The organism is Streptococcus salivarius, assembly GCF_009738225.1.
Taxonomy (GTDB): Bacteria; Bacillota; Bacilli; order Lactobacillales; family Streptococcaceae; genus Streptococcus.
In genome coordinates this window covers 143100-164892 of record NZ_CP018188.1, presented here as the reverse complement: position 1 = coordinate 164892, position 21793 = coordinate 143100, and the positions used below count along the sequence as shown (strand labels likewise).

The window sequence follows — 21793 nt, the reverse complement described above, 5'->3', positions numbered from 1 at the left end:
GCCACAAGGCTTGTTTTTTTGAGACTATTATCACAACTCACCGTCTTCTCCAGCATCAAATTTCTGGAATCGACTATCACTATCTAAGCTATTTTTCTTTGGTAAGCTTTGTGTTGGAGGAGTAATATTTGAAGTATCCCCTTTTGGAGTTATTCGTCCTGCTCCACCAGTATTATTTAAGATTTTATCTCTGACATTATCTCTAGAACTTGTGTAGCCTTCTCCGAAACTGCTTGAGAAGTCTCTCTTAATAGATTGACCAGCATTCCTGAATTCATTGCTAACAACTTCTTTACCAGATTTAATAGTGTCTTTGAATCCTTTAAACATATTGCGTCCAGTAGCACTCATTGACTGACCAACAATCTCTCTATACTTAAGACCATGAGCTCTTCTATCAGCCATTGCATTCCAAGTACCTGCTACAGTACCAGCAGTAGCACCAGCAGCAGTTAAGGCACCTCGTCTGATACCATTTGTGGTCGAACCTACCACGCTACCAGCACTCCTAAGTCCCTTAACACCAACTTTGGTTCCACTACTAACACTATTTCTGAGACGGTTAAAGCCACTTTGATTTCGTCTTCCAGTAGTTGGATTATACTTACCAACAGCAAAGTTTCTAGCACCACCACCCATTTTACTAGCAGCCATCGCACCAACAGCCATTGTAGCAACTCCAGTCTTAGTTCCACTTGAAAGGTTAGTATCAATACCTAGCCAGCGTTCCAAAATTTTTGATCCTTGAGAAACTGCAAGATAAACACCAAGGTAAACAGCAATCGTCGCAATGGCATGTTGGAATGGATCTAAGCCATCATAGAAACTTCCACCCAGAGTTTTCTTAGCAACATCAGATGCTCCAGAACCTAGATTGAGCTTCACTTCACTATAAGTAATTAAGAACCATTGTGCTATTTTTACGAATAATAGTTGGAACCAGATGGCAGCAATTCCTGTCATAACTTCTTGCCAAACCTCTAGGATACGCATACTATTTCCAACAGCCGAGTATGAAACTAGTGGTGAAATAATCACTGTTATAAGTGTTTTGAAAATCATTCGTACCGTAGTTACCAGCAATCCGATAAGCAAAAGTAAAAGAATAATTTGCTGAGTGATCAGAGCTATCCAGTCAACTTTATAGCGGGCATAAGTTGGTAAGAAAGCAGTATTATCAAAACCAAGGAAATAACCTGATTTTGAAGTGGTAACTCGTGCATAAGCAATTTTACCATCTGCATAACGAATGGTGTTAAGCGTGGATCTCATTACATCAGAGAAACCATTATAGGGTGATTTTTCTTGATTATCTTTCCACTCCGATTCCTCTTTCCAACCAGTAAAAAATATTTTACTGGTTTGAAGAAGAGCAGTTATCGGGTTAGATAAGGCTATACCATTTTTTACTTGTTGTCCCCAGTCAACCGAACCGTCTTCTCGCACTCCTACGAATTTGGCTATCGACGATACTCGTCCTTCACGTCCAGAATAGTACTGAAGCATTGCCTTATTGGTTGGACCATAGGTTTCAGTAAAATTAGTGAACCAAATGTTACCATCTGAAATAGAATTCCAGTTTTTATCACCAGCTATAAAATGAGTATCTTTATTATAGCCCAACTTATCTGCATCAAAATCCATTGCATACAGCATTTCAAGGTCAACTGTGTTACTTCGAAATGGTGTCACAGAAAGTGAAACACTCTGACCACTGCCAGTTATGTCATAATAGGCTAGTCCTACGGTATCCTTCGCTATGGCACTACCAAATTTTGAAGCAAACACTGGAAGTGAAGCAACAGAGAAAGTTACCAGAATCATATGATTGAAGAATTCTCGATACCTGAAAGGTGCTCCTGCCATTGCCATTATAAGACGAATGAGCGTTACCAGAACAAATAATGAAATCCCAACGATTTGAAGCCACTTATAAACCTGCCCAACAAAGCTATCAGACTGACTAATATAATCAAACATCCCGAACAACTTAAACATGTTGAGGTATGCTTTCTCTATCGCATAACTAAAACTATAGATACCTTTTGAAAGCATCTCGGGAATAAAGCCAAAAGCTATAAATACCCCTGTTGTTGGGTGGAGATATTGGTCCCACTGAGCATAAAAGGATGCCAATAATAGCTCTTTATCTTTGTCACCTCCCCAACCTTTAGAACCAACTTCATTAGGCCAATCTTTCGATTGAGAGATCATATCTGATAGGGATGGCCAGACCTTCCCTTGTTCAATCTCAATTGTTGCTTCTGCACCCATAGGTTATCCCTCCCTGTTTTCAGTGTTTTCAGCTGAAGTTTCAGTTGAAGGAGATGTTGGAGTTGCAAATGCTGTTGTTGTCGGTTCAGATGTAACTACCCAACCTTGAGTAGCTGATGGTTTTTTCTTAACATTGAAAGTAACACGACGAACTGTCGTTTTTTGAGCCTCATCCGTTGTACCAACAACATATGTAACCTCATAGGTATCCTTCTCATTCTTAACGAGTTCAACTTTCTCCAACATTGTGCTAGAAACAGTTGCTACCTCTGGGTTAGTAAATTTAGCGTCGTTATTATCCAAGTAAGCCTTAAGCTTATCCTTGTCTCCTGAATAATAGTATGACAAGAAATAACGAGCCATGACATCAATCTCATGTTCATAATCTTGTATCATTGTAAGACGCTCAACCTTATCTGTTGTGGCTACAAGTTCTTTCTTCACGCGCGTGAAATTACTATTATAGACCATTAGCATCAACAATAAGAATACCGACAAGGTACAAGAGCCAATAGCCAAAATCAATGGCAACTTACTTGGTGGTCCTACTTCCTCATCTTCATACACTCTGCCTGTCTTCTCCTTCCGTTTCTTGGCTCCAGCAACTGACTGTTTATGCTTATCTTTATTCGACATAAGACGATTTGGAAGTTCTCCTTCAATCGTTCCTGGTTTTGGATAAGGTGGCATATCAACTAGAGACAAGCCTAGACTTTCAGCATAACATGGAAGTAACCCCATTGGACCACTGAAAAAGTTAGAGATACCTTCATATGTTGTCTTCTCAAACCGTTTATCACGGTGTGCTTCTTCGATGAGTGGGGTAACAAGTTCCTTATAATCTTTCGTAATAACAAAAGGGGTAATCTGAGGTTGTCCTTCAATACTAGGGACTCCCGTAGTTGGCCGTGTCACACGACCATCTTGTTCCATCGGTTGACTAGCAAGAGCAATTCCCTTCAAGGTAAACTGAGAATAACGCTTTTTGATTTCTCGAAAAAGTAATTCCGCTTGTTTAAAAGTTAGGAATGGGAGACTTTGTGCGATACTTTCCTTTTTATTACTAGGAAAATATTCAGTATCTAAGTCATCAATGATATCCGCTAACTCTTCATCCTTTTTAGGATTTGCATTTCCTTTCCACTCGATATAAAGAAACAAGGCATCCGGAAACAATACCTTGCGATTCCCCTTTATGGTAAGTAATTCTTTTTCCATAAAGTATACCTCTTAAAGACTTATTTGGGTTGCCAAAGATAATCAACAAATGAAACGAGTGCTGAACCGGCACATAGTGCGATTGCAATCCACATAAGTCGGTCAAGGGCTACTGATCGTTTCTTATCACCCATCATCATCAAGATACATGCCCCTAAACCACTTAGTACTGCTATCCCCGGGAATAAGAGACGTAGCATATCTGTAAAGTTATTAATCCAGTTATTAGCTTCATTAGCTGGGTTAACAGTCCCATTTCCTCCAGTTTGCTCCGCAAAAGCAAGGGATACAGAGTTTAACGTCAATAAAGCAGTCATTCCTAATGTTGATGCCTTTGCCTTCACGTTGTTCAAAAATGTGTTTTCTTTCAAAACAGTCTCCTTAAAATTTTAATAGTTGTAGTCTACAATATTCCATCTATGAGTCACAACCTAGTGACACCCCTTAAGACGTAAGCAAATAGTTCGCATACTCCTCTGGAGGTATCCGTTTGACACTAATATGTGTCTGACGCCTATCTTGAACTGTCTTTCTACCTGAGTTCCCATACGCAAATGTTCCTGGTGCATGTCCATATAGTGAGACATCAACCATAAAGTAATCTTGTGGCTTTCGCCCAAGGAAATACAATTGCTCAAAGATTTCATCAGTTAACACTTCATCAATAGTTCTTTCTAAAGGCCTTGCTCCATCTTCTGGGCTAACACCGACACTACTGAGATATTCATAGAAGTATTTTTTGCCATCGATAGTTTGGTCACCATCCATAACATCCTCATAATTAATAAGGATATGATGCTCTTTAAACCAACTGCTCTCATGTACAGCCATTTTTGAATAGACAATCTTATCAATGGTTTGTTTCGTCAAGATATTAGTCACTTCAATTTTCCAGCGGTTGATAAATTCAGGACGTTTAAAGATCTTGATTAACTCGTCTCTCATGTCCTTCATGAACTCTTTATAGTCAGTCTTGTTCATTTCTGTAAAGGTTTGACCAGAAGTGATATATTTATCTTTGATTCGCTTATGCCCCACGTTTGATGTCGCAATGATAAACGTATTCTTAAAATTGATTTTTCGTCCACGTCCGTCAGTTAAATGCCCGTCATCAAGCATTTGCAAATATAAAGCCCAGACATCTGGATGAGCCTTTTCTAACTCGTCCAATAGTACTAACGAATAGGGATTCTTCTTAATTTTTTCAGTTAAATCACCTTTTCGCTCGTCATTTCCTATAAGACGAACAACAGCATTATCAGTCATGTATTCTGACATATCCAGCCGAATCATCGCTTCTTCACTACCAAACAGTTGTTTTGCTGCTTGTTTCGCCAATTCAGTTTTACCTGTACCTGTTGTTCCAAGTAGAAGAAGAGTTCCTAGAGGTCTTCGCTTGTTCTGCCCACCCTGGATACCTTTATACATAAGGCGTGCTATAGTTCGAATCACATGGTCTTGCCCCTTAACAACAGCACGCATCCCTTCCGCAAAATCCACTGGAGTTGAGGACGTGCGTAGGAGACTTTCCATTGGAATACCTTTTTTACGGTGAATGACATTCGCAATATCTCTTAAGGTAATCTCTGATTTCCCATCAATATTTGCAGTCGCTGAAGCTTCATCAATAATATCAATAGCTTTATCAGGAAGCATTTTATCCGTGACATAACGAATAGATAATTCTACTGCTGCCTTAATGGCATCAGTAGGAATCTCAATATCAAGTTCTCGTTTATACTTGGGACGACGTTTTTTCAAGACCAAAATAGATGCCTCTTTGTCCAGTTCATCAACGTAAACTGGTTGCAGACGTCGTTCCATCGCTGGATCTCGTTCGATAATCATAAACTCATCAGCTGTAGTGGCTGAAATAAGATAGATTTCCCCACGAGATAAGGCTGGTTTCAAGCTATTAGCGACGTCAAGAGCACTTCCCTCAACCCCAGTACCCATAATGGTATGCACTTCATCAATAAAGAGGATAAACTCATCTTTATGAGCCATAAACTCTTTAATCAATCCGTCCATTTTGGCAATGATGTTCACCTCTTTACCTGTATGGTCAAATTCTTTCCCTTGGATAGCAGATAATTCTAGTTGCTTAACCTGCTTACCTTGGAAACGTGTTGGGACGTGGGCTTTATTGTTAAGAATATCCGCACAAATTCCTTCTACAATAGCTGTTTTACCTACACCAGCTTCACCAATTAGTACAGGAGAGTTTTTTTCTAATCGATTCAGTGAGATAAAGACTTGTCTGATTTCATCTTGTCTACCCCAAGCCACAAAATCTTGACGCTTGGGTCTGATTTTCTCAGTAAGGTCTGTTGTGTATTTGTCAATATAAGGAGTCTTACTAAGATTATGGTTAGTCCTCTCCTTCATCTATTTATACTTCCTTCCTAAACGTTCTGCAGCCTTATCCATTAAGTAGCGACGGTTTTTCGAGCCATCATCTCTCAACTCTGGGTAACAGTTCTTATCAATTGGATAATAACGTTTCTTTGTCCGACGGTGAGCATGAATAAATTCCCAGAACTTATTTCCACCAGACGAAGAAGGGATCATCCAATAAATCGTTAAAGTCATTGTACAGAGTAAATTGATTAGGAACTTCAACTCCTGCCCTCTAGGGAAAAATATATCCCTGAATTGTAGCGGAAAAACAAAACTCCCTACTATAATGAAGGCTTTCATTACCGGAACACCGTAGTACTTTACCTGCGTGTAAAGACCACGAGGCAGTCCCCAGTTCCCCTCTTGTTGTTGGTTTTCTTCTTGATTCATCCAGTACCTCCTAGAAGTCAATATCCATCATTGGTTGAATATTACTTTCAAAATAAAGGAAATAACGGAATTTCTCAGTCAAAAGCTCCACTTGATCCCTCTGAATACAAATAGAACCTTTCTCTCCAAAATCAATATCCAAAAGGTCCGTACATTCAGTACGGCATTGGTTTAAGTGTGTCTTAACTACCTCAATGGATGTTTCAGAGTCATGATGTACGTTACTTGAGACAAAACTACGAAAGTTCTTCCAACCAACTTCTTTATCAATGATTTGATGTAGGCGTTCTAAACCGTCTGCCCATTTCCCTCTAAAAATTTGAAGGGGTTCATTCATAGCGTTACCTCGCTGATATTTCATCAATAGGCAGTCCTGGTTAAGTAAATAGCGTTGTTCGTCAATTGTCATAATCGTTAATAAAGTCCTTTCTTTCCTTTTTATATTTATTCCCCAATATCTTGTTTTACTGAGCGTACTGGTGAATTAAACTTGTAAGTACCATTCTTAACTGCTTTGATATTTTTTTCAATCTGTTCAATGATTGTCTGAACATAAGCAGCATTTTCACGCGCTTTCGCTCCGTCCTTCTCTTTAGAGTCCATACTTTTCTCGATTGCTTCCATATCACTCTGCTTATCGGTTAACTCGTTACCGACCAAGTATTCTGACTCACGCTTCAACTGCTCCAATGTCTTAGTATCTTCCTTGACACTGTCATCAAGTGTTTTTGCAGAAGCCAAGAGTTCTTTTCGTTGATCTTTTTGATATTTCAACTCCTCTTCAAAAATATTGAGGGCAAACTTCTCACGAGACAAATTCTTGACATATTTGTTTTTTAAGAGTTCATTTTGAGGAGTTACAAAGAAATCAACATAGTTCTTATTCCCTTCCTTATCTTTTTGTTTATTCTGCTTAGAGACTGAAGCGTCATTAGAACTAGATGATAAGTAATCATTGTATTCTTGAACGTCAATCTTGAGACTGTTTGAGTTCGGTGTCTTATTTGTCGCACGAATAACCATGAGCGTATAATCTGAAGGCACATTACGCATGACTAGATACACCTTATCTCCGGTTAACGGAATGACTTCTAAGGTCACTGCTTCAGGATTCTTAACACTACTTGGCAAGAAAACCTGCCAATCAAGATTTTCAGTATTAATCCCTTTTTTGATAGCACTCGTAGCATCTGATGTTGTCAATTCCATAACGACTAATCCATTTGACGAAGAGTAAGTCATAGAAGTTGCTGTGATACTTCCAAGGCCATTACCAAATGATTGTGTTGCCTGCAGTTGTGACTCTAAGTAAGTAACTCGGGTTGGAGAGAAATAAGCAGATGTAGCTGTCCATACCATTGTTCCCAGTAATGCATAACTAATAATCATCGTTCGTTTTAACCGATGTCGCCTCAAGTAAGAGAGAACGCTGTTGCTCTCCCAGAAGGACTTAATCCTATTTGCTGCTCTAATCGGAAAATACCGCCAACCTTCTAGCTCTTCGAGCCCTTGTGTATTTTCATAATCTTTAAATTCTACCATGAAGCCATGATAGGCTATTTTATATTGGTGTCGCAACCTAGTGACATAGGTTGACTTTCGAGCTTATTCTGGTTTCCTAGCATTGAAATAACCCTATCAATAAGCTATACTAAAAATGTGTTTAGGAGTACTACTAAACACAGTCATTGTTTTTCCCTTCGGGGAATTTTATGGAGAGGTTGCTTTTCTCCTTCTTCTCCATATCTTCTTTTTCTTGAAACGTCATTGTTTTTTGAAAATATTGTTGTTGTAACCATTGGGACTTCCTGTAGTTCCGATGGTTTTTTCTATTCAAAATAAGTTTCTGTTGACAACAAAAAAGAGGCAGCCCTTAATGGACTACCTCTCTTCCCAAGAGAAATTTCTCTGGAGAAGAAAAACAATGACTATTTTTAGTTTAACAGCGAGGGGAGAAACCTCATAACACTAAAAACAGAAAGGATAGTTATGCTTTGGGGGAGGTCCCTGATTCATAACTAATAGAACTTAATAGATTATGTTAGATGCGAGAGGAGAAATCTCGTCTAACCTTACAACAACAATGGTCGGGTTAAGGCGAGGGGAGAAACCTCATTCCTTAACCTTGATATAAGTATATCATAACAGGTCTTGTATGCGAAGCTCAGAGGACCCTTTATTTCAGTTTTTTTATTTCTTTTCAATCTCCTATAATTATCTTGATGTCAGTATGATATCATTGACACATTTTGTGTAGGATATCATCTAACCAAATAAGATGTCCAAATGTCAGAAAAACACCAAAAAAAATTCAAAGAAACTATATTTCTAACACAACGTATTTACTAGAACCGTTGTGTTAGAAATCCAAATTATTCTCTTCTCTAAATCTTTGTTTCTCTTCATCTGTGCCACCACGAATAAAAGTTGTTTCCCCTCTATGGACAGTATGTACTATTGGAGACTTTCTTACATCTGGATAGTCATGTGTCACAACCAAATTAGAATCATCGTTGTCAGTAACTTCAGAATTGGAACCATCGTTGTCAGTAACTTCGGAAATGGAAATATTTTCATCACTTTGACTGTCACTGACTTCCTCATTATTTGCGTCATGACCTAATTGTTTAGCTAGTAATAATGCTGCTGCACCTACCGTAAGGATAGCTCCTCCAACTTTTAGGAATTTTTTCCCATTATCAGTCTTTGAAAATTCAATAGTATCTTCAATTGAATCTGATACCTTCCTTTTCAAAGTACCGATTTTACTGGTGTTCTTCTTAAAGTTTGGTAACACTTCCGAAATAGGAATCCAGAGTTCCATACGATACTTCTTGTTTAATCTATCCCCAACACTATAGACTTCAAGACTAGGACTATTTTTTATTACAAAATTCTCCTTAGCAAACTCCCATGCTTTAGGAATTGTTTTTTCGACAGAGCCTATTAGTTCAATGATAGCATAATTGCCACTTGGAAGGATTACTTCTTTAAACCTATCAGAGTTTTTAGGAACATGACCAATACATGTATAATATGTAAAATCACCATGTTCATCTGGAGCCGAAATATATCCAACTGGTGCGTTATAATCAGCAGCGACATACTTATAATAGTTTTTCCAAAAAGAGGTAAAGTCACTTGATTCTGACGCATGATTTTCTATACCATAGAATTTTACCTCATTTTTCTCAACAATATTAATTCTCATATTACTACTACTTTCTATAAGTAATCACTTTATTGACACAATAATATTATCCTTTTCTCGGATAACTAGAACTAAAAATTATAGCTCAAAAACAAAGTCTGCTATTCGTTTTGCTGCTTTCTCTGTAGCTAAATCAATATCCTCTTTAGTCCAAGTATCTTTGGTATACGTTACGAGAGACTGAGCTATTGGAAACTTACTACCAATATATCCATTACCCTTAGAGATATGATTTTCCTTCTTAGTTCTAAACCAGGCATCTCCAATACCACGATTTATTTCTGCTTCAAGTAAAATCTTGTTTCCTAACTTCTCAGCATATTCACGAAATTCATCCGGATCATCGACACCTATATCATGCATGATGTGCTCTCTGTTAATCCCACTTTTTGGCATAATATGTTCGATGTCTATATTTCCGTCAAGCTTTAGATTTATAGCATGTTCGGTTGCAAATAGGTACTCATTCACATAAATAAGAGCATTTGAGACTCCACTCTCTAAAAGTGTTTGTTTAACATTTTCATATTCAAAATTCAAACGTATATGCTCTCGAACCTTATCAATCAATGACTCTGTTGAAAATATATCGACTTGACTATACAACAAATTGATTTCCTCAAGAAAGCCTTTGAATAATCCATGACTGTATGATAACTCTGATAATTCAATTAAGATACCAATTCGCATCAGGTACTCAATATATCTCTTATCATCTCGGAAAAATAGATAGCTACTCACAAATGGCCTTAAATTACCATTAAGCTGACTGACTACTCTACCAATCGAAGTTTCTGATGTAAGCAAATAAGTATGGAGTATCTTTTTCAAATCATCTGTAAAGACAACATCATCATTAAGAAGTTCCTTATTCTTATTAAAGAATGCGCGTATTCCGGGATTCCTTCTGTCTGTACCATTTTGTTGCGATAGCTTAGTGAAAATATAATGTGTCATCAACGTATTCAAATCAAGATTTGACTTGTCAGCCCATTCTACTATCTCCTGCCAATTATTTTCAAATGTTTTTCTATCTGCAGCACTAGCAGTTGTTTTGGAAACAATGACTTCAATTGGAGTCAAGGGTACACCAGTACCATTTAAAGAGTTAAAAATATTAATAGCTTGGTCAGTATTAAAACTTGTAATGGTGATGACTTGGCAATTTTTTATAAAATGATTAGCAAAATTAATGCAATTAATAACACTCAATTCTTTGCAAGTATTGTAGAAATATCGGAAATTTTTGTAGAAGTTCGTATAGCGATTATCTTTTTGGCGACGGTATATTTGATGAACATTCTGTTTTATTTCTTCAAAATTGCGTCCAAGTAGAATTGCCTGCATGTCAAAAGCGTATTTTTCTGAGATGGAATCATTAATGTACTTTATCATTTCAACAGTTGGGAATGATAGCCCATCAACAAAATCATCTAGTTCATCCTCAGACATATTAAACAGCAATGATGCAATTTGTTCTTTTAATCCGTTCAGTCTCTTAATAAGTCGTCTACCATCTGCATCGTCTTGAGGTTGGATAGCTAATTCACTCTCAATTTTAAGTAACAACGCTTTTAATAACAACATAAAGGTAGTTGTTCTTTGTTGACCATCAATTAGTGTAACATCATGATCCTCACCAGATTCTTGGGCAATCAGTACTGCTCCAAAGAAGTAATTGTCCTGTGAATCTTTATCGAAGTTTTCCATATGCTGATTGATGTCTTCAATTAACTGATCACATTGTGCCACCTGCCACGCATACGGTCTCTGGTAGCTAGGAATATAAAATTCAGATTTAGAAAAATATTGTTCTACTGTTTGTAGACTTGGCTGAATATCATTACGCATGATGAACTCTCATTTCTTATAAATTGTCTCAATATAATGAAACTACACTTTTTCCATATTATACCACGAAAACACTTCCATAATTAAAAAAAGTAGAGACACTAATTAATGTGTCACTACTTCAATCTCAATTTTGTTGACTGTTGAATTCAGGTGATATCATGTTCTCACTTCTCCTCTTTCTTTTCCAACATACTATAAAATTTGACCTCTTCCATAAAATATCACCAATTTTTGTATAGAATTATAACTAAAGATAAATCAATCTATTTCTCAAATAAAAACTCTCTCTCATCCTATTCCCTCAACTCTTCAAGTACAGTTTCTACGTCCTCTTCTGTCACCATTTCTCCAGGTTCTACTTTCTCTCCTGGCAAGACATAATCATGGATTTTCCCATTTCGTCGGACAATACTGATCTTATCGCCCTTGATAAACCCTCTTTCTATCGCTTCCATTACTTCATCATAAGTCATCATTTTATATACCTCCTATTTTCTACAATATATCTATTCGTAAAAGATACAAAAAAGTAACAAAAAAAGGCACTCAAAGTTAAAAAACTTTAAGTGCCTTTTTAATTTCTACTATTAGGAGTCACTAGCTTGGGAAAATTCCCAATTTAACTCCATATCATCTAGGAAAGCATAGGCAATTAAATCTGCAACTGCTTCCCCACACGTTAGTTGCTTAACAACTCCAGACATTTCATCTAACTCTTCTAGAGTTGTCTCTTGTGCCGATGACAGCTCTTCTTTCGAAATCTTAAGTAGCCCTTTTTTTATGATATCATATCTCAAGAGAGCCTGTTCAAAAGCCAAATCTCTGTCACTTTTAGAAATAAAACGCATCTCGAATATCCCCTTTAAAAAGAGGCTGGGACAAAATCCTAGCCTCTCAATTGTCTTTGGATTGTCGAGCAAGACGCAGTGGTTGAGTGGGCTCTACTACGCTGATTTCATCAGCTTTTACAGCCCTACTCTCATGTTCTATAATGGATAAACCTTGCGAAATTCTTCTAAAACAACCTTGCTGTTAGGTGTAAAAGTCATTCCTGCCTCTCTCAGCCACTCGGAGAAACAGGCCTCATGAACCTGACGCCAATAGGCTAGGGATTTGTCACCTTCCCCTTCCTTGAAGGCATGGTCAGCTGACACTTGATGAAAAGGCTGAACAGAAACCTTTGTTATTTCGACAATGCAGACAGCCTGATCTTGGCTATCTAAAATGATATCAAAGGTCCCTTCTTGTGGAAGGGCTGTATATCAAACTCGTCGAAGAGGTTGGTAAAGTAGCTGAGGTCTTAAATGGACATTCTGGACAAAAAGAGGGGCTTCGGGATTCAAATGAGGAAGAGGCCAAAGAACTGGCTGATATCATTCACTATACAGTTTTAATCGCTACTATTAATGATATCGACCCCACCTTGAAAAGGATCAAACAGCAGCTGTCATATACCAGTCTGCAAAGGATTTGGAGCAGTTTCTAGCAAAAAAGAGCTTTTGAGAAAATCCTCTGAACGTGATAAAATAAAACGTAAGGTTGTTAATTGAATTGTTGTATAGAAAGAGTTGTTTTGATATGAACCGATTTGAAGTAACTACAAAGATTGGTTGTTTCTCTGTTACTTATAAAAAGCGAAATAAAGTACTAGTTTGTTTAAATGGTGCTGGTTTGATACCGAGTTATGAAAATTTTCTACCAATACTTGAAAAACTTCCTTCCTCAATAGGTTACCTTACGATTGATTTTCCGAATACAGGTAGGAGTCCGATTCATAATCAAACAGGAATTAATTTGGATAATCTTGTTGAAGCGGTATACGAAATCCTGAAAGGATTGGAAATTTCCAATTATATACTTTGTGTTCATAGTTTAAGTGGTGTTTTGGCTTTAAAGTTAATGAGTAAACCAATTAAGTGTCAAGCTTTGATAGCAATTGAACCAACAACAAAAAATGTAATGTTTGCTGATTTTTCAAAAAATCCTTATCCAAAAATGGAAGAGCAAATGAGAATGATCGAAGAATGTGGTCCGGAAAATTATTTTAAGGGACTAACTCAAGCAACATTTGAACCTGAAACTGATAGACTGATTTGGGAATTGATGGAAGAAAAGGGCTTAGAATTGGAAAATCAAGTTCCTGGATTTCAGATATCTGTAAATATTACTTCTGAAGATTTTGATAGTTTGTCCTTAGCAGATAATATTCCTGTTTTCGTATTTTGTCAGGCGTACAGAGAAAAAGAGTATAGAGATTCAGAATATTGGAATTCTAATACAAAACTCATTCTAGGTGGGAGCCACCACTATCTACAGTGGTCAGAATCGAAAAAAATTGCAGCCCTTATTAGAGAATTGTAGAGATAAATTAATTAAAAGAGGAATGTATTGAGAAGCTAGGACTTTTGTCCCAGCTTCTACTTTCTACTGACTACTATCCTGCATGCCCTAAGTCGAGATAGAGAATATCTCGCTTAGTGGCATACTCTAGCGCATGTTCATCAGCCTCAAATAAATCTGAAGCTAAAAACCTTTTCGTAAAGACGGTTTCGTCTTTACGCTTAAATTTCGTAACATAGCTATGTTTAGTCATTTTTTCTCCTTCTAATATTTATATTGTCCTTTGACACCACTATAGATCCAGTAAACTGCTTTATCGTAACCTTGCTGAAGGGTACCGTTAGCATCCTCCATCAAATCTCTCAAGGAATAAAATCCTCGGTAATTGTCTAATGCCGATTCCATCAGACAGAAAAGAAATGTCGGCATATCTTTTGTTCCCCAAGCTAGAAGATCTAACTGACTTAAATCATCTCTTGCTTCCTTTCATACAAGCAAAGCTACACACTCCACGTATGGAGTTAGTCAACATCTATATTATAGAACGAAAGAGATAGAGTTGTTGTTTAAAATTAAACTTTAGATTGAAAATATTTTATAGTTACCATTTTTCCAACTTTGTAGCTGATAATTGTCACTTAATAAATTTACTTGCTAACTTGTAAACTTTTTGAATCTCTTTACTCTTAATGTCCCAACTATCAAGTTCTTCTTTAATCAAGTCTGGAAATTTTTTGCTAATATCCCTCAAAGCATTACCAACTGATTTTCTAACATATTCACTAGAATCTTCTTTTAATGTTGCGATTCGTTTAATAGCTTCATCTGGATTATCCTTGAAATATGGTCTACTCGTCCATATTCTCAAACCTTCTGTAACAGCTCTTCTGACATTTGGATTATTATTTTGTAGCCAGTCGTCAATAACCGGAAGAGATTTTTCATAACCTGTTTGCTTACAAAATTCATCAAATGCTTTTGCTAATACTTCTTGAACTCTCCAATTTTCATCTTTTGAAACCTCATCTCTCATGAAGTTCAAAATTTCTTCATACGATGACAAATGTCCAAAGAGAAATACACTATACATTCTAACTTGATATACATTGGATTTAAAGGCTAAAAATGCTAATTCTTTAGTATAGGCATTATCGTTTGATAGATAGTCAGCAAGAGCTCTCTTCTCTTCTTCTTTAAATCCATTTTCTATCAAAGAGAATTCTTTTTCTAAATTTAAAATATATTCTTTCATGTAACTTGACTCCGAAACAACATTCCAAGTTTCAAGATAATTCTCGATAGGTATTAATAAAGAATTGAATTCGTTATAATATGAGCAAATAATCTTGACATTTTTTCAAACTGATATTTCAACCTTTATATTATTCAGTCATCTTATTCAAGTACCAACTAGGAATGATTTGCTTCAAATCATCATACCATTCTAAAATTTCCTTAGCTTGATTTTGCATTACTGCTATTTCTTCGCTTCCATAAGGTAGAGCCCAGGGTAGAGCTCCAACTATATTAGTTAGAATGTAAATGGCAAGAAGTTTCCAAAATAAATCTGGAACCTTGTCATCAAAATATCCATCTATCATACCAGATGCAAAAGAGGGAGATACTTGAGCGGACCACACAATACGATTGAACTCCTCCCAAGGATCTCCAAGATCAAATCGATCAAAGTCAATGACATAAATTTTACCATCTTTTCCAATCATGAAATTTCCGATATGATAATCCCCATGTTGGAAAACCTGAGGTCTATCTTTTAACCATTCTCGATTTGCATTTAAATAATCAATAAAAATCTGACCATTTTCGTATTGAACGGGACATTCTTTGTATTTTTTGATTTTGTCATCAATTTTTCGATTATAAAAGGGTTCCCAATCTTCACGATCTTCTGTAACAGGAAGTGAATGAATTTTTCGAAGTATGTTTCCTGCTTCTACTCCGTAAGTGTATTGTTGTTCTTTCGAAACAGTTAAAATGGTTTCTCTTGCATCTTTCCCGTCTATCCATTCGTGTAAAGAATGTACTTCGTCATCGCAGAGTTCAATGCTAATTGGTTTACACATCGGAACTCCAAGAGAAGCTACTTTCTTCATCATATCAAATTCAAATTTTTTAGAATCTAACTTCTCCTTATCAGAAACACGCAAGAAATAGTTTTGCTGATTTTGATCTGTCACACAATATTTTTTATCATCTGACCAGCCTTTATTTATGGCTACCTTACTACTAAAATCCATCAAGCACTCTCCGATTCTTTTCACATCACATCTTGCAGTTTTCACTAGTAACCTATCCAGTTCGTCTACGCTAGCTTGATTATTTAATGAATAATATTTTTACTGCTTCTTATTGGCTCTCTATTTATAACTAACTATATTCTATCACAATAATGAAAAGCCTTACAATCAAGGCTTTTCATTATTGATTCATTACAAGGTTTTTACGCTTTTATAAGCAATCTTACACACTCAGCGGTTCGGAATTACCGTATTATTTCGTCGTAATCTCCTCAGTCTACGAAAGCTATAGCATTTGCTGAACATCTACTTCACTGATGAATTAGCTCGCACAAGCAAAGCTACACACTCAACGTGTTCAGGATGTTCATAGACACTGCTAGAAACTTGTTTAAAGGAGATACCTAAACGACTTGCTACATCAAGAATTGAAATTTGCTTACATTCTTCTATTTCCATGCAATATCATCATTTTGTCGTAGTATTTGGCAATGATGGAACTGATGATGAGTCTTCTAAGGTTTTGGGAGTTGCCTTATCTAAATCATCTAATCCAGATTTCCAAACCTGTACTTGATTGACCAATAACTTACCAGGTAGTTTAGAATAGGACAATTTAACCGTTCGGGTTTCTGTTTGGTTTGTCTTTGATTGGTTAGCATTCTTTAAATCAGATACATAGGTTACATTATAAGACACCATGACAATAGCTTGATTCGTAGTCTGATTGACAAAGATATCAGCTTTTTCAAAATGATAATCCAAAATATAGTCCTTATAGACTTGGTTCATGGCATCATTTTGACTTGTCAATTCTTGAGAATAAGCCGATTCAGTCATATAAGGTTGAATACGTGTATTATTTTCCCCTAGTTTTTCTTTCGTATAGTACTGTGTCAAAAATTCTTTTACAGTATCTGATGATAAAATACTTGCTTTATCTTCTACTTGTTTGTCCTCTACAAGTTTAGCTGCAGCCAACTCGATTTCTTTTCGACTTTGTTTAGCAGTAGAATGTTGACCAGCAGTATATCCCATCATGAGAATAAAGCTAGTTGAGGCTACTGCTCCAACACTAATTAAGGCTTTAGTTTTGACTTTATTTAACATCTTAGACCTTCTTTCTATAAAAACTAGGTCAAGCATAACAGATAAATCTTTAAAAAAGTATCACAATAGAAAAAGGACTCTGCATTGAAAAAGAATCCTTAATTTCTTAAAAGCCAATCAAATAATTTCTTCAAATTCCCAAAACTCACCACTGGAAATACGAGCCCTGAGTAGAATAAGAGCACGGTGTTTAGAAAATCTACCAAGAATGAAATCCGTTGAAAGCGGATAGTAAGTCGAATCATGACAAAGTAATAGCCGAGGAAAATCAGGAAAGCAATCAATACCACGAGCAGTTCCTGGAAACTGATGACCTTCAAAGAAAAGTGGGGTAGTAAATCCTGACGAATCAACAGTAGGGCAATCCAGAAAATCAAAGACAACCAAACAAAGTAAACCACTGCTCGTTGCAGGTAAGTTCTATACACTGATTGCAGAGCATACTGGGTGCCAAAAGATTGCCCCGACCGAATCTCGTACTCCAACTCCTCATTTCCCAAGGAAACCACATGAGTCAAGATGAAATAGTAATAAAAATAAGACAGCTGAAAGTCTGGATTTCCCCTCAAAAGGCTATAAAAACCAAGAATGAAAATAATGTGGTAGAGGGTGTCAAACAGGGTATCCACCCAGCGTCTCCTGCGAAAGAGATAAAATCGCTTCACTTCATTATACATGGAACAAACTTCCCTTCTTTTTGGCAAAGGTCAAACAAGTTTGAAAGCAAAAGTAGCCCAAGAGCCAGTAAAACAAACCGTATCCCAGTGATAATAAAAAAAGGAACCAACTTGGCTGACGGATAAAACTCACCAAGAGATGGAAAGGCAAACAACGAGATAAAGTAACCATCAAATGACTCGATGGTTCCTGAAAACCAACCAAAAAGAGAATCCCGTAAGCAAGGAGGCTAGTAATACTGGAAATTTTTGTAAAGACAAAGGAAAAACTGGCAAAGAGAAAGCCCAGACCATAAAGGGAGGCAATGACCACAAAGGACAGAAGAAAGGGAACAACTGTATCAATCCAGTCAGTAGGAAAGGCAATCTGCTGAACCAAGGCAACCAAGCAGAACAAAGGAATGGCCTTGACCAAGTCCAACAAAATCTGCACGATAATTTTGATAAAAAGCATGCCAAAGATGCTCCGCCGACTCTGAATCACGTTGATAATGGTGCGGTCTGCAATCTCATCCTCGATAAAATAGGTCGGATGGGTGATACTATGGCTAGAAAAATACCAAGTAAACAGCAAGATAAATAACTCAAAAGTATCTTGCTGGCTATCAAAATAAGTCAGAAAACCCGTGACAAGAAAGAAAATTCCCAGATTAGCAAAGAGAAGATTGACTCTGAACTGTTTGTATTCGCTCAGTTGGCGGCTAAACTCCCGTCCAATCGCTGCTAGCATCATTTGAGCACCTCATAAAGCAAATCTTCCAAAGAGGCTGGCTCTCGGCTAAACTGCAAGACTTCCGTTTCTTCTAGTAATCGCCGATAAAAGGCTGGATTTCTGGTCTCTATCGAAATCCCATCCTCAAGCACCTTGTAGTCCAACTCAAGAAAGCTTTGTCTCAGCACGCTTTCTGCACTCTTAGCCAGAAGCAAGTGATAGACTTCATGCTGGTGGACAGTCCCAAAAATCTCCTCGAAGGTTCCGTCACGATAGATCCGTCCCTCCTGAATCAGCACCACCCGATTACTGATCTTCTTGATAAAACTAGCGTCATGACTGGTGATGAAAACACTAGCTTGATGGTGACGAGCATAATCCTGCAAAAGAGTCATCAGCTGCTTTTTTGCCAGTAAATCTAACCCATTGGTCGGCTCATCCAAACAGAGTACTTTCGGTTTTTGCACCAAGGCTAAGATTAAGGTCAATTTCTGACGATTGCCCTGGGACAGTTCCGAAACCAGCGTGTCTTTGTAGGGTGTAAAAGCCAGCTGGTCACATAAAGCATCCACTTCTGCTTTGATATGAGACAAGGCAATCCCATTTAAGCCTATAAAATACTGGAGATTTTCCATAGCAGTTAAATAACTGTACAAACCCTGCCCGCTCTCCAAGACAAACTTGACCAGCGAATTGATTTTCTTAGAACGATTAGAAACGCCATGCACACGAACCTCTCCCTTATCCTGCAAGAAAATCCCTGCCAGAAGTTTGATGAAAGTTGACTTGCCAGCACCATTGCCACCAACAATGGAGATGATTTCACCTGAATCTGCCTGAAAATCAGGAATGTCTAACACCAACTTCTTGTGAAAACTCTTTTGAACTTGTGAAAATATTATGTTAGTCATTTAAGATAACCCCTAGATTTAAAAGATTCCCTTGCTCTAACAGCTTTTGATTTTCGATACTGTCAATAATTTTCAAGTTATACATAAAATTACTGTACAGTGACTTCAATTACTATTATACCAAATCCAATTCTACTTTAGTTATGATTTCCCTTTATTTAGTGACATAATACAACACTATCCTAATATAGAAATTAATCTAAAATTACAATAAATACGCAAAGTGTTCCTTTGGCATACATGTATGTCACTTAGAGTTTATCTCAACCGTCAACAGATGGAATAAATTTACTACTATTTTCAAAACCAAAACTAAGATTAAGAATAAAAAATACATAATTACTATATGATTGCAGCATAGCATATATTATTCTTGAAGAAAAAACAATATATGCTATCATGGAGGTACAATGAAAAAGCCAAAATTTGAGTTTTATACTCGGTTAAATGGACACACCGAGTTCCTAGAATTTTTACAAACTATACCAATTAAAGACAAATAAAAATTACTGGCAACTATCGCCACTATACAAGAGCATGGTCTTTTAGTTGCTCAACGTATGGAATGGGTGAAAAAGCTAGATGACGACATCTTTGAAATCCGCTCAAAGGTTGCTTCTAACATTCAAAGGGCACTTTATTTTCATGTTCTCAATGAACGCTACATCATCACCCATGGCTTTACCAAAAAAACAAAAAACACCCCAGAGTGAGATAAAACACGCTAAGGATTTAAAGAAGAATTTGAGGACAACAACCATGACCACAATTAAATTTGATGATTTTTTAGAAAACGAACTAGCAGACAATAATTTTAAAGAAGGCTTTTTAACTGAAAAAGCTATTTTGGAAAGTGCTATTGCAGTTTCTGACGCACGACAAACAGCAGGTCTCACCCAAAGGGAGCTAGCTTCCCTATCTCATGTCCCACAGTCTACCATTGCTCGCATTGAACGTGGACATAACACAAGCATTGAAACAATGAGCAAAATTGCACCTGCTCTGAATAAAAATCTAACTATCAAAATAAGCTAATAGTCAAATTAAGCTCTCAAAAAAGCTGATGAAATATAAATTCATCAGCTTTTTTATCACATGTAACAATCAATGGTTAAACAATGGCCCACTAAGGTGAAACTCAAAGTTTTTAACATCAACTAAACCAACAACTTCGTCACTTTGATATAATTTTATCAAAAATTGTGCCATCTCTTTGCGCATTTGTTGGAGTTCATGAAGGGATACATTTTCAGCTTTAGATTTCCCGTATAGTTGAAGCCATTTGTATATAGTTTGGTTGGCAACTCCGTACTCTTTGACTAGATCTAAAACAGGCTGTCCTGCTTCATGCAATTGAACAATTGTTTCCTTGAACTCTTTGGTATATTTTTGGCTCATTTGGACATCTCCTTTGGTTAGATACTATTCCACCAAAACGTGTCCATAAAATCATACTAACATCAGTTTCGGCATAAATAAGCTCCTTTTTGATCGTTTCGTGAAATGACTCTATACAACTATTGTCGTATGGCCATCCTTATTTGATTAAAACTCCATAACTCTACTAGAGTGTTTACACAAAATTATTGACAGTATCTCGGTTTATTACAAGGTGTCTCTTATTGTAAAAATACAGAGATACTCAAATTTTTGATTGAAATTTCCTTATTCTGACATAAACAATGGATATATTTTTAAAACATTATTCGTTTTTCTTCAAAGCTGCCACTGTTAATTTATAGAAAAGTAAACTATATAGACTATTAACAACTAGAAAAATCGTCAAATCTATTAAGGACATATCTGTTAAAGAACGACTACGTAGGGCAATCATTGGTTGAGAATAAGGGAAAAACTTTGTAAGATTCTCGTTAATAAAAATCAGCACAAAGTTTAACATGCTACCAATTGTAGCAACTCCAACAACTTTACTAAAATTACGAGTCTTTGCGGTTACGAAGGATTGAAGCGTCATTATCGGAAAAGAGGCCACCACTGACAACAGAAGCCATTTAATATGAACTGCTAAACTGAGGTCAAACGAAATCCCGTCAACTTTAGCAGCTACAACAAAAATAAGTAGTAAAAAAAGTTGGACGGAAAGAATCAGAAAGAAGCCACTTAATAGTTTTCCAAAGTACAATTTATCCATTGAAACTTGATTAGCTTTTAACATCTCAATGTTTTTTCTCTCAAATTCTGGCATCAGTAACTGTCCCACAATAATGGCTAACATAGGAGGATAGAGAAGTGTACTGTTATAAAATGTTAATTGTCCCCATAAAACAAGGGATTGTGTCTTATCAATTAAGACAGCCCTATTAGCAAAATAAACTCCTAAACCGATAAAGCTAGAAAAAACCAAAAATGCCATTCCAATCATGAACAATTGTAATTTGCGAGTCTTTTTCCACTCAGCAAAAACATAAGGTCTCATT

General features: G+C 36.7%; 24 protein-coding genes and 4 pseudogenes. 4 read left to right on the top strand and 24 right to left on the bottom strand.

Annotation, left to right across the window (positions count from 1 at the left end; all coding sequences use genetic code 11):
• Positions 1 to 30: 30 nt before the first annotated feature.
• The 12 genes and pseudogenes from BSR19_RS11335 to BSR19_RS11280 form a co-directional block, all read right to left on the bottom strand.
• Positions 31 to 2274 carry a hypothetical protein gene (locus tag BSR19_RS11335; protein WP_156247204.1) on the bottom strand — a complete coding sequence of 748 codons (2244 nt, stop codon included), beginning with the start codon at positions 2272 to 2274 and terminating at the stop codon, positions 31 to 33.
• A gap of 3 nt (positions 2275 to 2277) precedes the next feature.
• The gene (locus tag BSR19_RS11330) at positions 2278 to 3492 is read right to left on the bottom strand and encodes a hypothetical protein (RefSeq protein ID WP_156247203.1); all 1215 of its coding nucleotides are present in this window, start codon (positions 3490 to 3492) and stop codon (positions 2278 to 2280) included.
• A gap of 20 nt (positions 3493 to 3512) precedes the next feature.
• The gene (locus BSR19_RS11325; RefSeq protein ID WP_156247202.1) at positions 3513 to 3863 is read right to left on the bottom strand and encodes a TrbC/VirB2 family protein; all 351 of its coding nucleotides are present in this window, start codon (positions 3861 to 3863) and stop codon (positions 3513 to 3515) included.
• A 73-nt stretch (positions 3864 to 3936) separates the two neighbouring features.
• Positions 3937 to 5880 carry an AAA family ATPase gene (locus tag BSR19_RS11320; protein WP_156247201.1) on the bottom strand — a complete coding sequence of 648 codons (1944 nt, stop codon included), beginning with the start codon at positions 5878 to 5880 and terminating at the stop codon, positions 3937 to 3939.
• Positions 5881 to 6282 (bottom strand): hypothetical protein, encoded by a 402-nt coding sequence (locus tag BSR19_RS11315; RefSeq protein WP_002887310.1) that lies wholly within the window; start codon positions 6280 to 6282, stop codon positions 5881 to 5883.
• Between the two features lie 10 nt (positions 6283 to 6292).
• Positions 6293 to 6691 (bottom strand): hypothetical protein, encoded by a 399-nt coding sequence (locus BSR19_RS11310; RefSeq protein WP_156247200.1) that lies wholly within the window; start codon positions 6689 to 6691, stop codon positions 6293 to 6295.
• Positions 6692 to 6726: 35 nt separating this feature from the next.
• A complete protein-coding gene (locus BSR19_RS11305; protein ID WP_231606021.1) occupies positions 6727 to 7824 on the bottom strand; it encodes a hypothetical protein in 1098 nt (365 codons plus the stop codon).
• Positions 7825 to 8641: 817 nt separating this feature from the next.
• Positions 8642 to 9493: a GyrI-like domain-containing protein gene (locus tag BSR19_RS11300; protein ID WP_156247199.1), complete on the bottom strand. Its 852-nt coding sequence runs from the start codon at positions 9491 to 9493 to the stop codon at positions 8642 to 8644.
• A 78-nt stretch (positions 9494 to 9571) separates the two neighbouring features.
• Positions 9572 to 11344 carry a DUF262 domain-containing protein gene (locus BSR19_RS11295; protein ID WP_156247198.1) on the bottom strand — a complete coding sequence of 591 codons (1773 nt, stop codon included), beginning with the start codon at positions 11342 to 11344 and terminating at the stop codon, positions 9572 to 9574.
• Between the two features lie 296 nt (positions 11345 to 11640).
• Positions 11641 to 11823: a competence regulator inhibitor paratox gene (locus BSR19_RS11290; protein ID WP_156247197.1), complete on the bottom strand. Its 183-nt coding sequence runs from the start codon at positions 11821 to 11823 to the stop codon at positions 11641 to 11643.
• Positions 11824 to 11934: 111 nt separating this feature from the next.
• On the bottom strand, positions 11935 to 12195 hold the full coding sequence (locus BSR19_RS11285) for a hypothetical protein (RefSeq protein ID WP_156247196.1): 261 nt from the start codon (positions 12193 to 12195) through the stop codon (positions 11935 to 11937).
• Between the two features lie 138 nt (positions 12196 to 12333).
• Positions 12334 to 12600: pseudogene (locus BSR19_RS11280) on the bottom strand (ASCH domain-containing protein); the annotation flags it as partial.
• On the opposite strand from BSR19_RS11280, the pseudogene BSR19_RS11275 reads away from it, so the two are divergent.
• Positions 12576 to 12850, top strand: a pseudogene (locus tag BSR19_RS11275) (nucleoside triphosphate pyrophosphohydrolase family protein); the annotation flags it as partial. The pseudogenes BSR19_RS11280 and BSR19_RS11275 overlap by 25 nt on opposite strands.
• Positions 12851 to 12925: 75 nt before the next feature.
• Positions 12926 to 13708: an alpha/beta fold hydrolase gene (locus BSR19_RS11270; protein WP_156247195.1), complete on the top strand. Its 783-nt coding sequence runs from the start codon at positions 12926 to 12928 to the stop codon at positions 13706 to 13708.
• A gap of 73 nt (positions 13709 to 13781) precedes the next feature.
• Here BSR19_RS11270 and BSR19_RS11540 read toward each other — a convergent pair whose 3' ends face one another.
• From BSR19_RS11540 to BSR19_RS11230, 9 genes are all read right to left on the bottom strand, one after another.
• Positions 13782 to 13940, bottom strand: a complete 159-nt coding sequence (locus BSR19_RS11540) for a hypothetical protein (RefSeq protein WP_197092266.1) — start codon at positions 13938 to 13940, stop codon at positions 13782 to 13784.
• Between the two features lie 11 nt (positions 13941 to 13951).
• Positions 13952 to 14116, bottom strand: coding sequence for a hypothetical protein (locus BSR19_RS11265; RefSeq protein ID WP_156247194.1), 165 nt, complete (start codon positions 14114 to 14116; stop codon positions 13952 to 13954).
• 205 nt (positions 14117 to 14321) lie between these two features.
• Positions 14322 to 14939: a DNA alkylation repair protein gene (locus tag BSR19_RS11260; protein WP_156247193.1), complete on the bottom strand. Its 618-nt coding sequence runs from the start codon at positions 14937 to 14939 to the stop codon at positions 14322 to 14324.
• Positions 14940 to 15069: 130 nt separating this feature from the next.
• Positions 15070 to 15945 (bottom strand): aminoglycoside phosphotransferase family protein, encoded by an 876-nt coding sequence (locus BSR19_RS11255; RefSeq protein ID WP_156247192.1) that lies wholly within the window; start codon positions 15943 to 15945, stop codon positions 15070 to 15072.
• A 306-nt stretch (positions 15946 to 16251) separates the two neighbouring features.
• The gene (locus BSR19_RS11780) at positions 16252 to 16404 is read right to left on the bottom strand and encodes a hypothetical protein (RefSeq protein WP_156247191.1); all 153 of its coding nucleotides are present in this window, start codon (positions 16402 to 16404) and stop codon (positions 16252 to 16254) included.
• Between the two features lie 9 nt (positions 16405 to 16413).
• Positions 16414 to 17055, bottom strand: coding sequence for a peptidylprolyl isomerase (locus BSR19_RS11245; protein ID WP_156247190.1), 642 nt, complete (start codon positions 17053 to 17055; stop codon positions 16414 to 16416).
• 98 nt (positions 17056 to 17153) lie between these two features.
• Positions 17154 to 17684 (bottom strand): hypothetical protein, encoded by a 531-nt coding sequence (locus BSR19_RS11240; RefSeq protein WP_231606019.1) that lies wholly within the window; start codon positions 17682 to 17684, stop codon positions 17154 to 17156.
• Positions 17685 to 17724: 40 nt separating this feature from the next.
• Positions 17725 to 18465, bottom strand: coding sequence for an ABC transporter (locus tag BSR19_RS11235; protein WP_156247188.1), 741 nt, complete (start codon positions 18463 to 18465; stop codon positions 17725 to 17727).
• Positions 18462 to 19355 (bottom strand): ABC transporter ATP-binding protein, encoded by an 894-nt coding sequence (locus tag BSR19_RS11230; protein WP_156247187.1) that lies wholly within the window; start codon positions 19353 to 19355, stop codon positions 18462 to 18464. The genes BSR19_RS11235 and BSR19_RS11230 overlap by 4 nt, the downstream gene beginning before the upstream one ends.
• Positions 19356 to 19915: 560 nt before the next feature.
• Here BSR19_RS11230 and BSR19_RS11945 point away from each other — a divergent pair.
• Together BSR19_RS11945 and BSR19_RS11220 are read left to right on the top strand one after the other, a co-directional pair.
• On the top strand, positions 19916 to 20068 hold the full coding sequence (locus BSR19_RS11945) for a type II toxin-antitoxin system RelE/ParE family toxin (RefSeq protein ID WP_414820575.1): 153 nt from the start codon (positions 19916 to 19918) through the stop codon (positions 20066 to 20068).
• A 46-nt stretch (positions 20069 to 20114) separates the two neighbouring features.
• Complete coding sequence (locus BSR19_RS11220) at positions 20115 to 20390, top strand: helix-turn-helix domain-containing protein (RefSeq protein WP_156247186.1); 276 nt, start codon at positions 20115 to 20117, stop codon at positions 20388 to 20390.
• A gap of 69 nt (positions 20391 to 20459) precedes the next feature.
• On the opposite strand, the pseudogene BSR19_RS11775 reads toward BSR19_RS11220, so the two are convergent.
• The 3 genes and pseudogenes from BSR19_RS11775 to BSR19_RS11210 all read right to left on the bottom strand — a co-directional run.
• Positions 20460 to 20570 (bottom strand): annotated as a pseudogene (locus tag BSR19_RS11775) (SDR family NAD(P)-dependent oxidoreductase); the annotation flags it as partial.
• Between the two features lie 48 nt (positions 20571 to 20618).
• Positions 20619 to 20753 (bottom strand): annotated as a pseudogene (locus BSR19_RS11770) (transposase); the annotation flags it as partial.
• A gap of 304 nt (positions 20754 to 21057) precedes the next feature.
• Positions 21058 to 21792, bottom strand: a complete 735-nt coding sequence (locus tag BSR19_RS11210) for an ABC transporter permease (protein ID WP_070839422.1) — start codon at positions 21790 to 21792, stop codon at positions 21058 to 21060.
• Position 21793 lies beyond the last annotated feature (1 nt).

Excerpts from the sequence above, each read along its gene's own strand:
- BSR19_RS11230 (WP_156247187.1), bottom strand. The coding sequence starts at position 19,355 with ATGACTAACATAATATTTTCACAAGTTCAAAAGAGTTTTCACAAGAAG.
- BSR19_RS11540 (WP_197092266.1), bottom strand. The coding sequence starts at position 13,940 with ATGACTAAACATAGCTATGTTACGAAATTTAAGCGTAAAGACGAAACC.
- BSR19_RS11220 (WP_156247186.1), top strand. The coding sequence starts at position 20,115 with ATGACCACAATTAAATTTGATGATTTTTTAGAAAACGAACTAGCAGAC.
- BSR19_RS11330 (WP_156247203.1), bottom strand. The coding sequence starts at position 3,492 with ATGGAAAAAGAATTACTTACCATAAAGGGGAATCGCAAGGTATTGTTT.
- BSR19_RS11270 (WP_156247195.1), top strand. The coding sequence starts at position 12,926 with ATGAACCGATTTGAAGTAACTACAAAGATTGGTTGTTTCTCTGTTACT.
- BSR19_RS11255 (WP_156247192.1), bottom strand. The coding sequence starts at position 15,945 with ATGGATTTTAGTAGTAAGGTAGCCATAAATAAAGGCTGGTCAGATGAT.
- BSR19_RS11335 (WP_156247204.1), bottom strand. The coding sequence starts at position 2,274 with ATGGGTGCAGAAGCAACAATTGAGATTGAACAAGGGAAGGTCTGGCCA.
- BSR19_RS11310 (WP_156247200.1), bottom strand. The coding sequence starts at position 6,691 with ATGACAATTGACGAACAACGCTATTTACTTAACCAGGACTGCCTATTG.
- BSR19_RS11320 (WP_156247201.1), bottom strand. The coding sequence starts at position 5,880 with ATGAAGGAGAGGACTAACCATAATCTTAGTAAGACTCCTTATATTGAC.
- BSR19_RS11295 (WP_156247198.1), bottom strand. The coding sequence starts at position 11,344 with ATGCGTAATGATATTCAGCCAAGTCTACAAACAGTAGAACAATATTTT.
- BSR19_RS11245 (WP_156247190.1), bottom strand. The coding sequence starts at position 17,055 with ATGTTAAATAAAGTCAAAACTAAAGCCTTAATTAGTGTTGGAGCAGTA.
- BSR19_RS11300 (WP_156247199.1), bottom strand. The coding sequence starts at position 9,493 with ATGAGAATTAATATTGTTGAGAAAAATGAGGTAAAATTCTATGGTATA.
- BSR19_RS11290 (WP_156247197.1), bottom strand. The coding sequence starts at position 11,823 with ATGATGACTTATGATGAAGTAATGGAAGCGATAGAAAGAGGGTTTATC.
- BSR19_RS11210 (WP_070839422.1), bottom strand. The coding sequence starts at position 21,792 with ATGAGACCTTATGTTTTTGCTGAGTGGAAAAAGACTCGCAAATTACAA.
- BSR19_RS11265 (WP_156247194.1), bottom strand. The coding sequence starts at position 14,116 with ATGCCGACATTTCTTTTCTGTCTGATGGAATCGGCATTAGACAATTAC.
- BSR19_RS11235 (WP_156247188.1), bottom strand. The coding sequence starts at position 18,465 with ATGATGCTAGCAGCGATTGGACGGGAGTTTAGCCGCCAACTGAGCGAA.
- BSR19_RS11945 (WP_414820575.1), top strand. The coding sequence starts at position 19,916 with ATGGAATGGGTGAAAAAGCTAGATGACGACATCTTTGAAATCCGCTCA.
- BSR19_RS11305 (WP_231606021.1), bottom strand. The coding sequence starts at position 7,824 with ATGGTAGAATTTAAAGATTATGAAAATACACAAGGGCTCGAAGAGCTA.
- BSR19_RS11285 (WP_156247196.1), bottom strand. The coding sequence starts at position 12,195 with ATGCGTTTTATTTCTAAAAGTGACAGAGATTTGGCTTTTGAACAGGCT.
- BSR19_RS11315 (WP_002887310.1), bottom strand. The coding sequence starts at position 6,282 with ATGAATCAAGAAGAAAACCAACAACAAGAGGGGAACTGGGGACTGCCT.
- BSR19_RS11780 (WP_156247191.1), bottom strand. The coding sequence starts at position 16,404 with ATGGAAATAGAAGAATGTAAGCAAATTTCAATTCTTGATGTAGCAAGT.
- BSR19_RS11260 (WP_156247193.1), bottom strand. The coding sequence starts at position 14,939 with ATGAAAGAATATATTTTAAATTTAGAAAAAGAATTCTCTTTGATAGAA.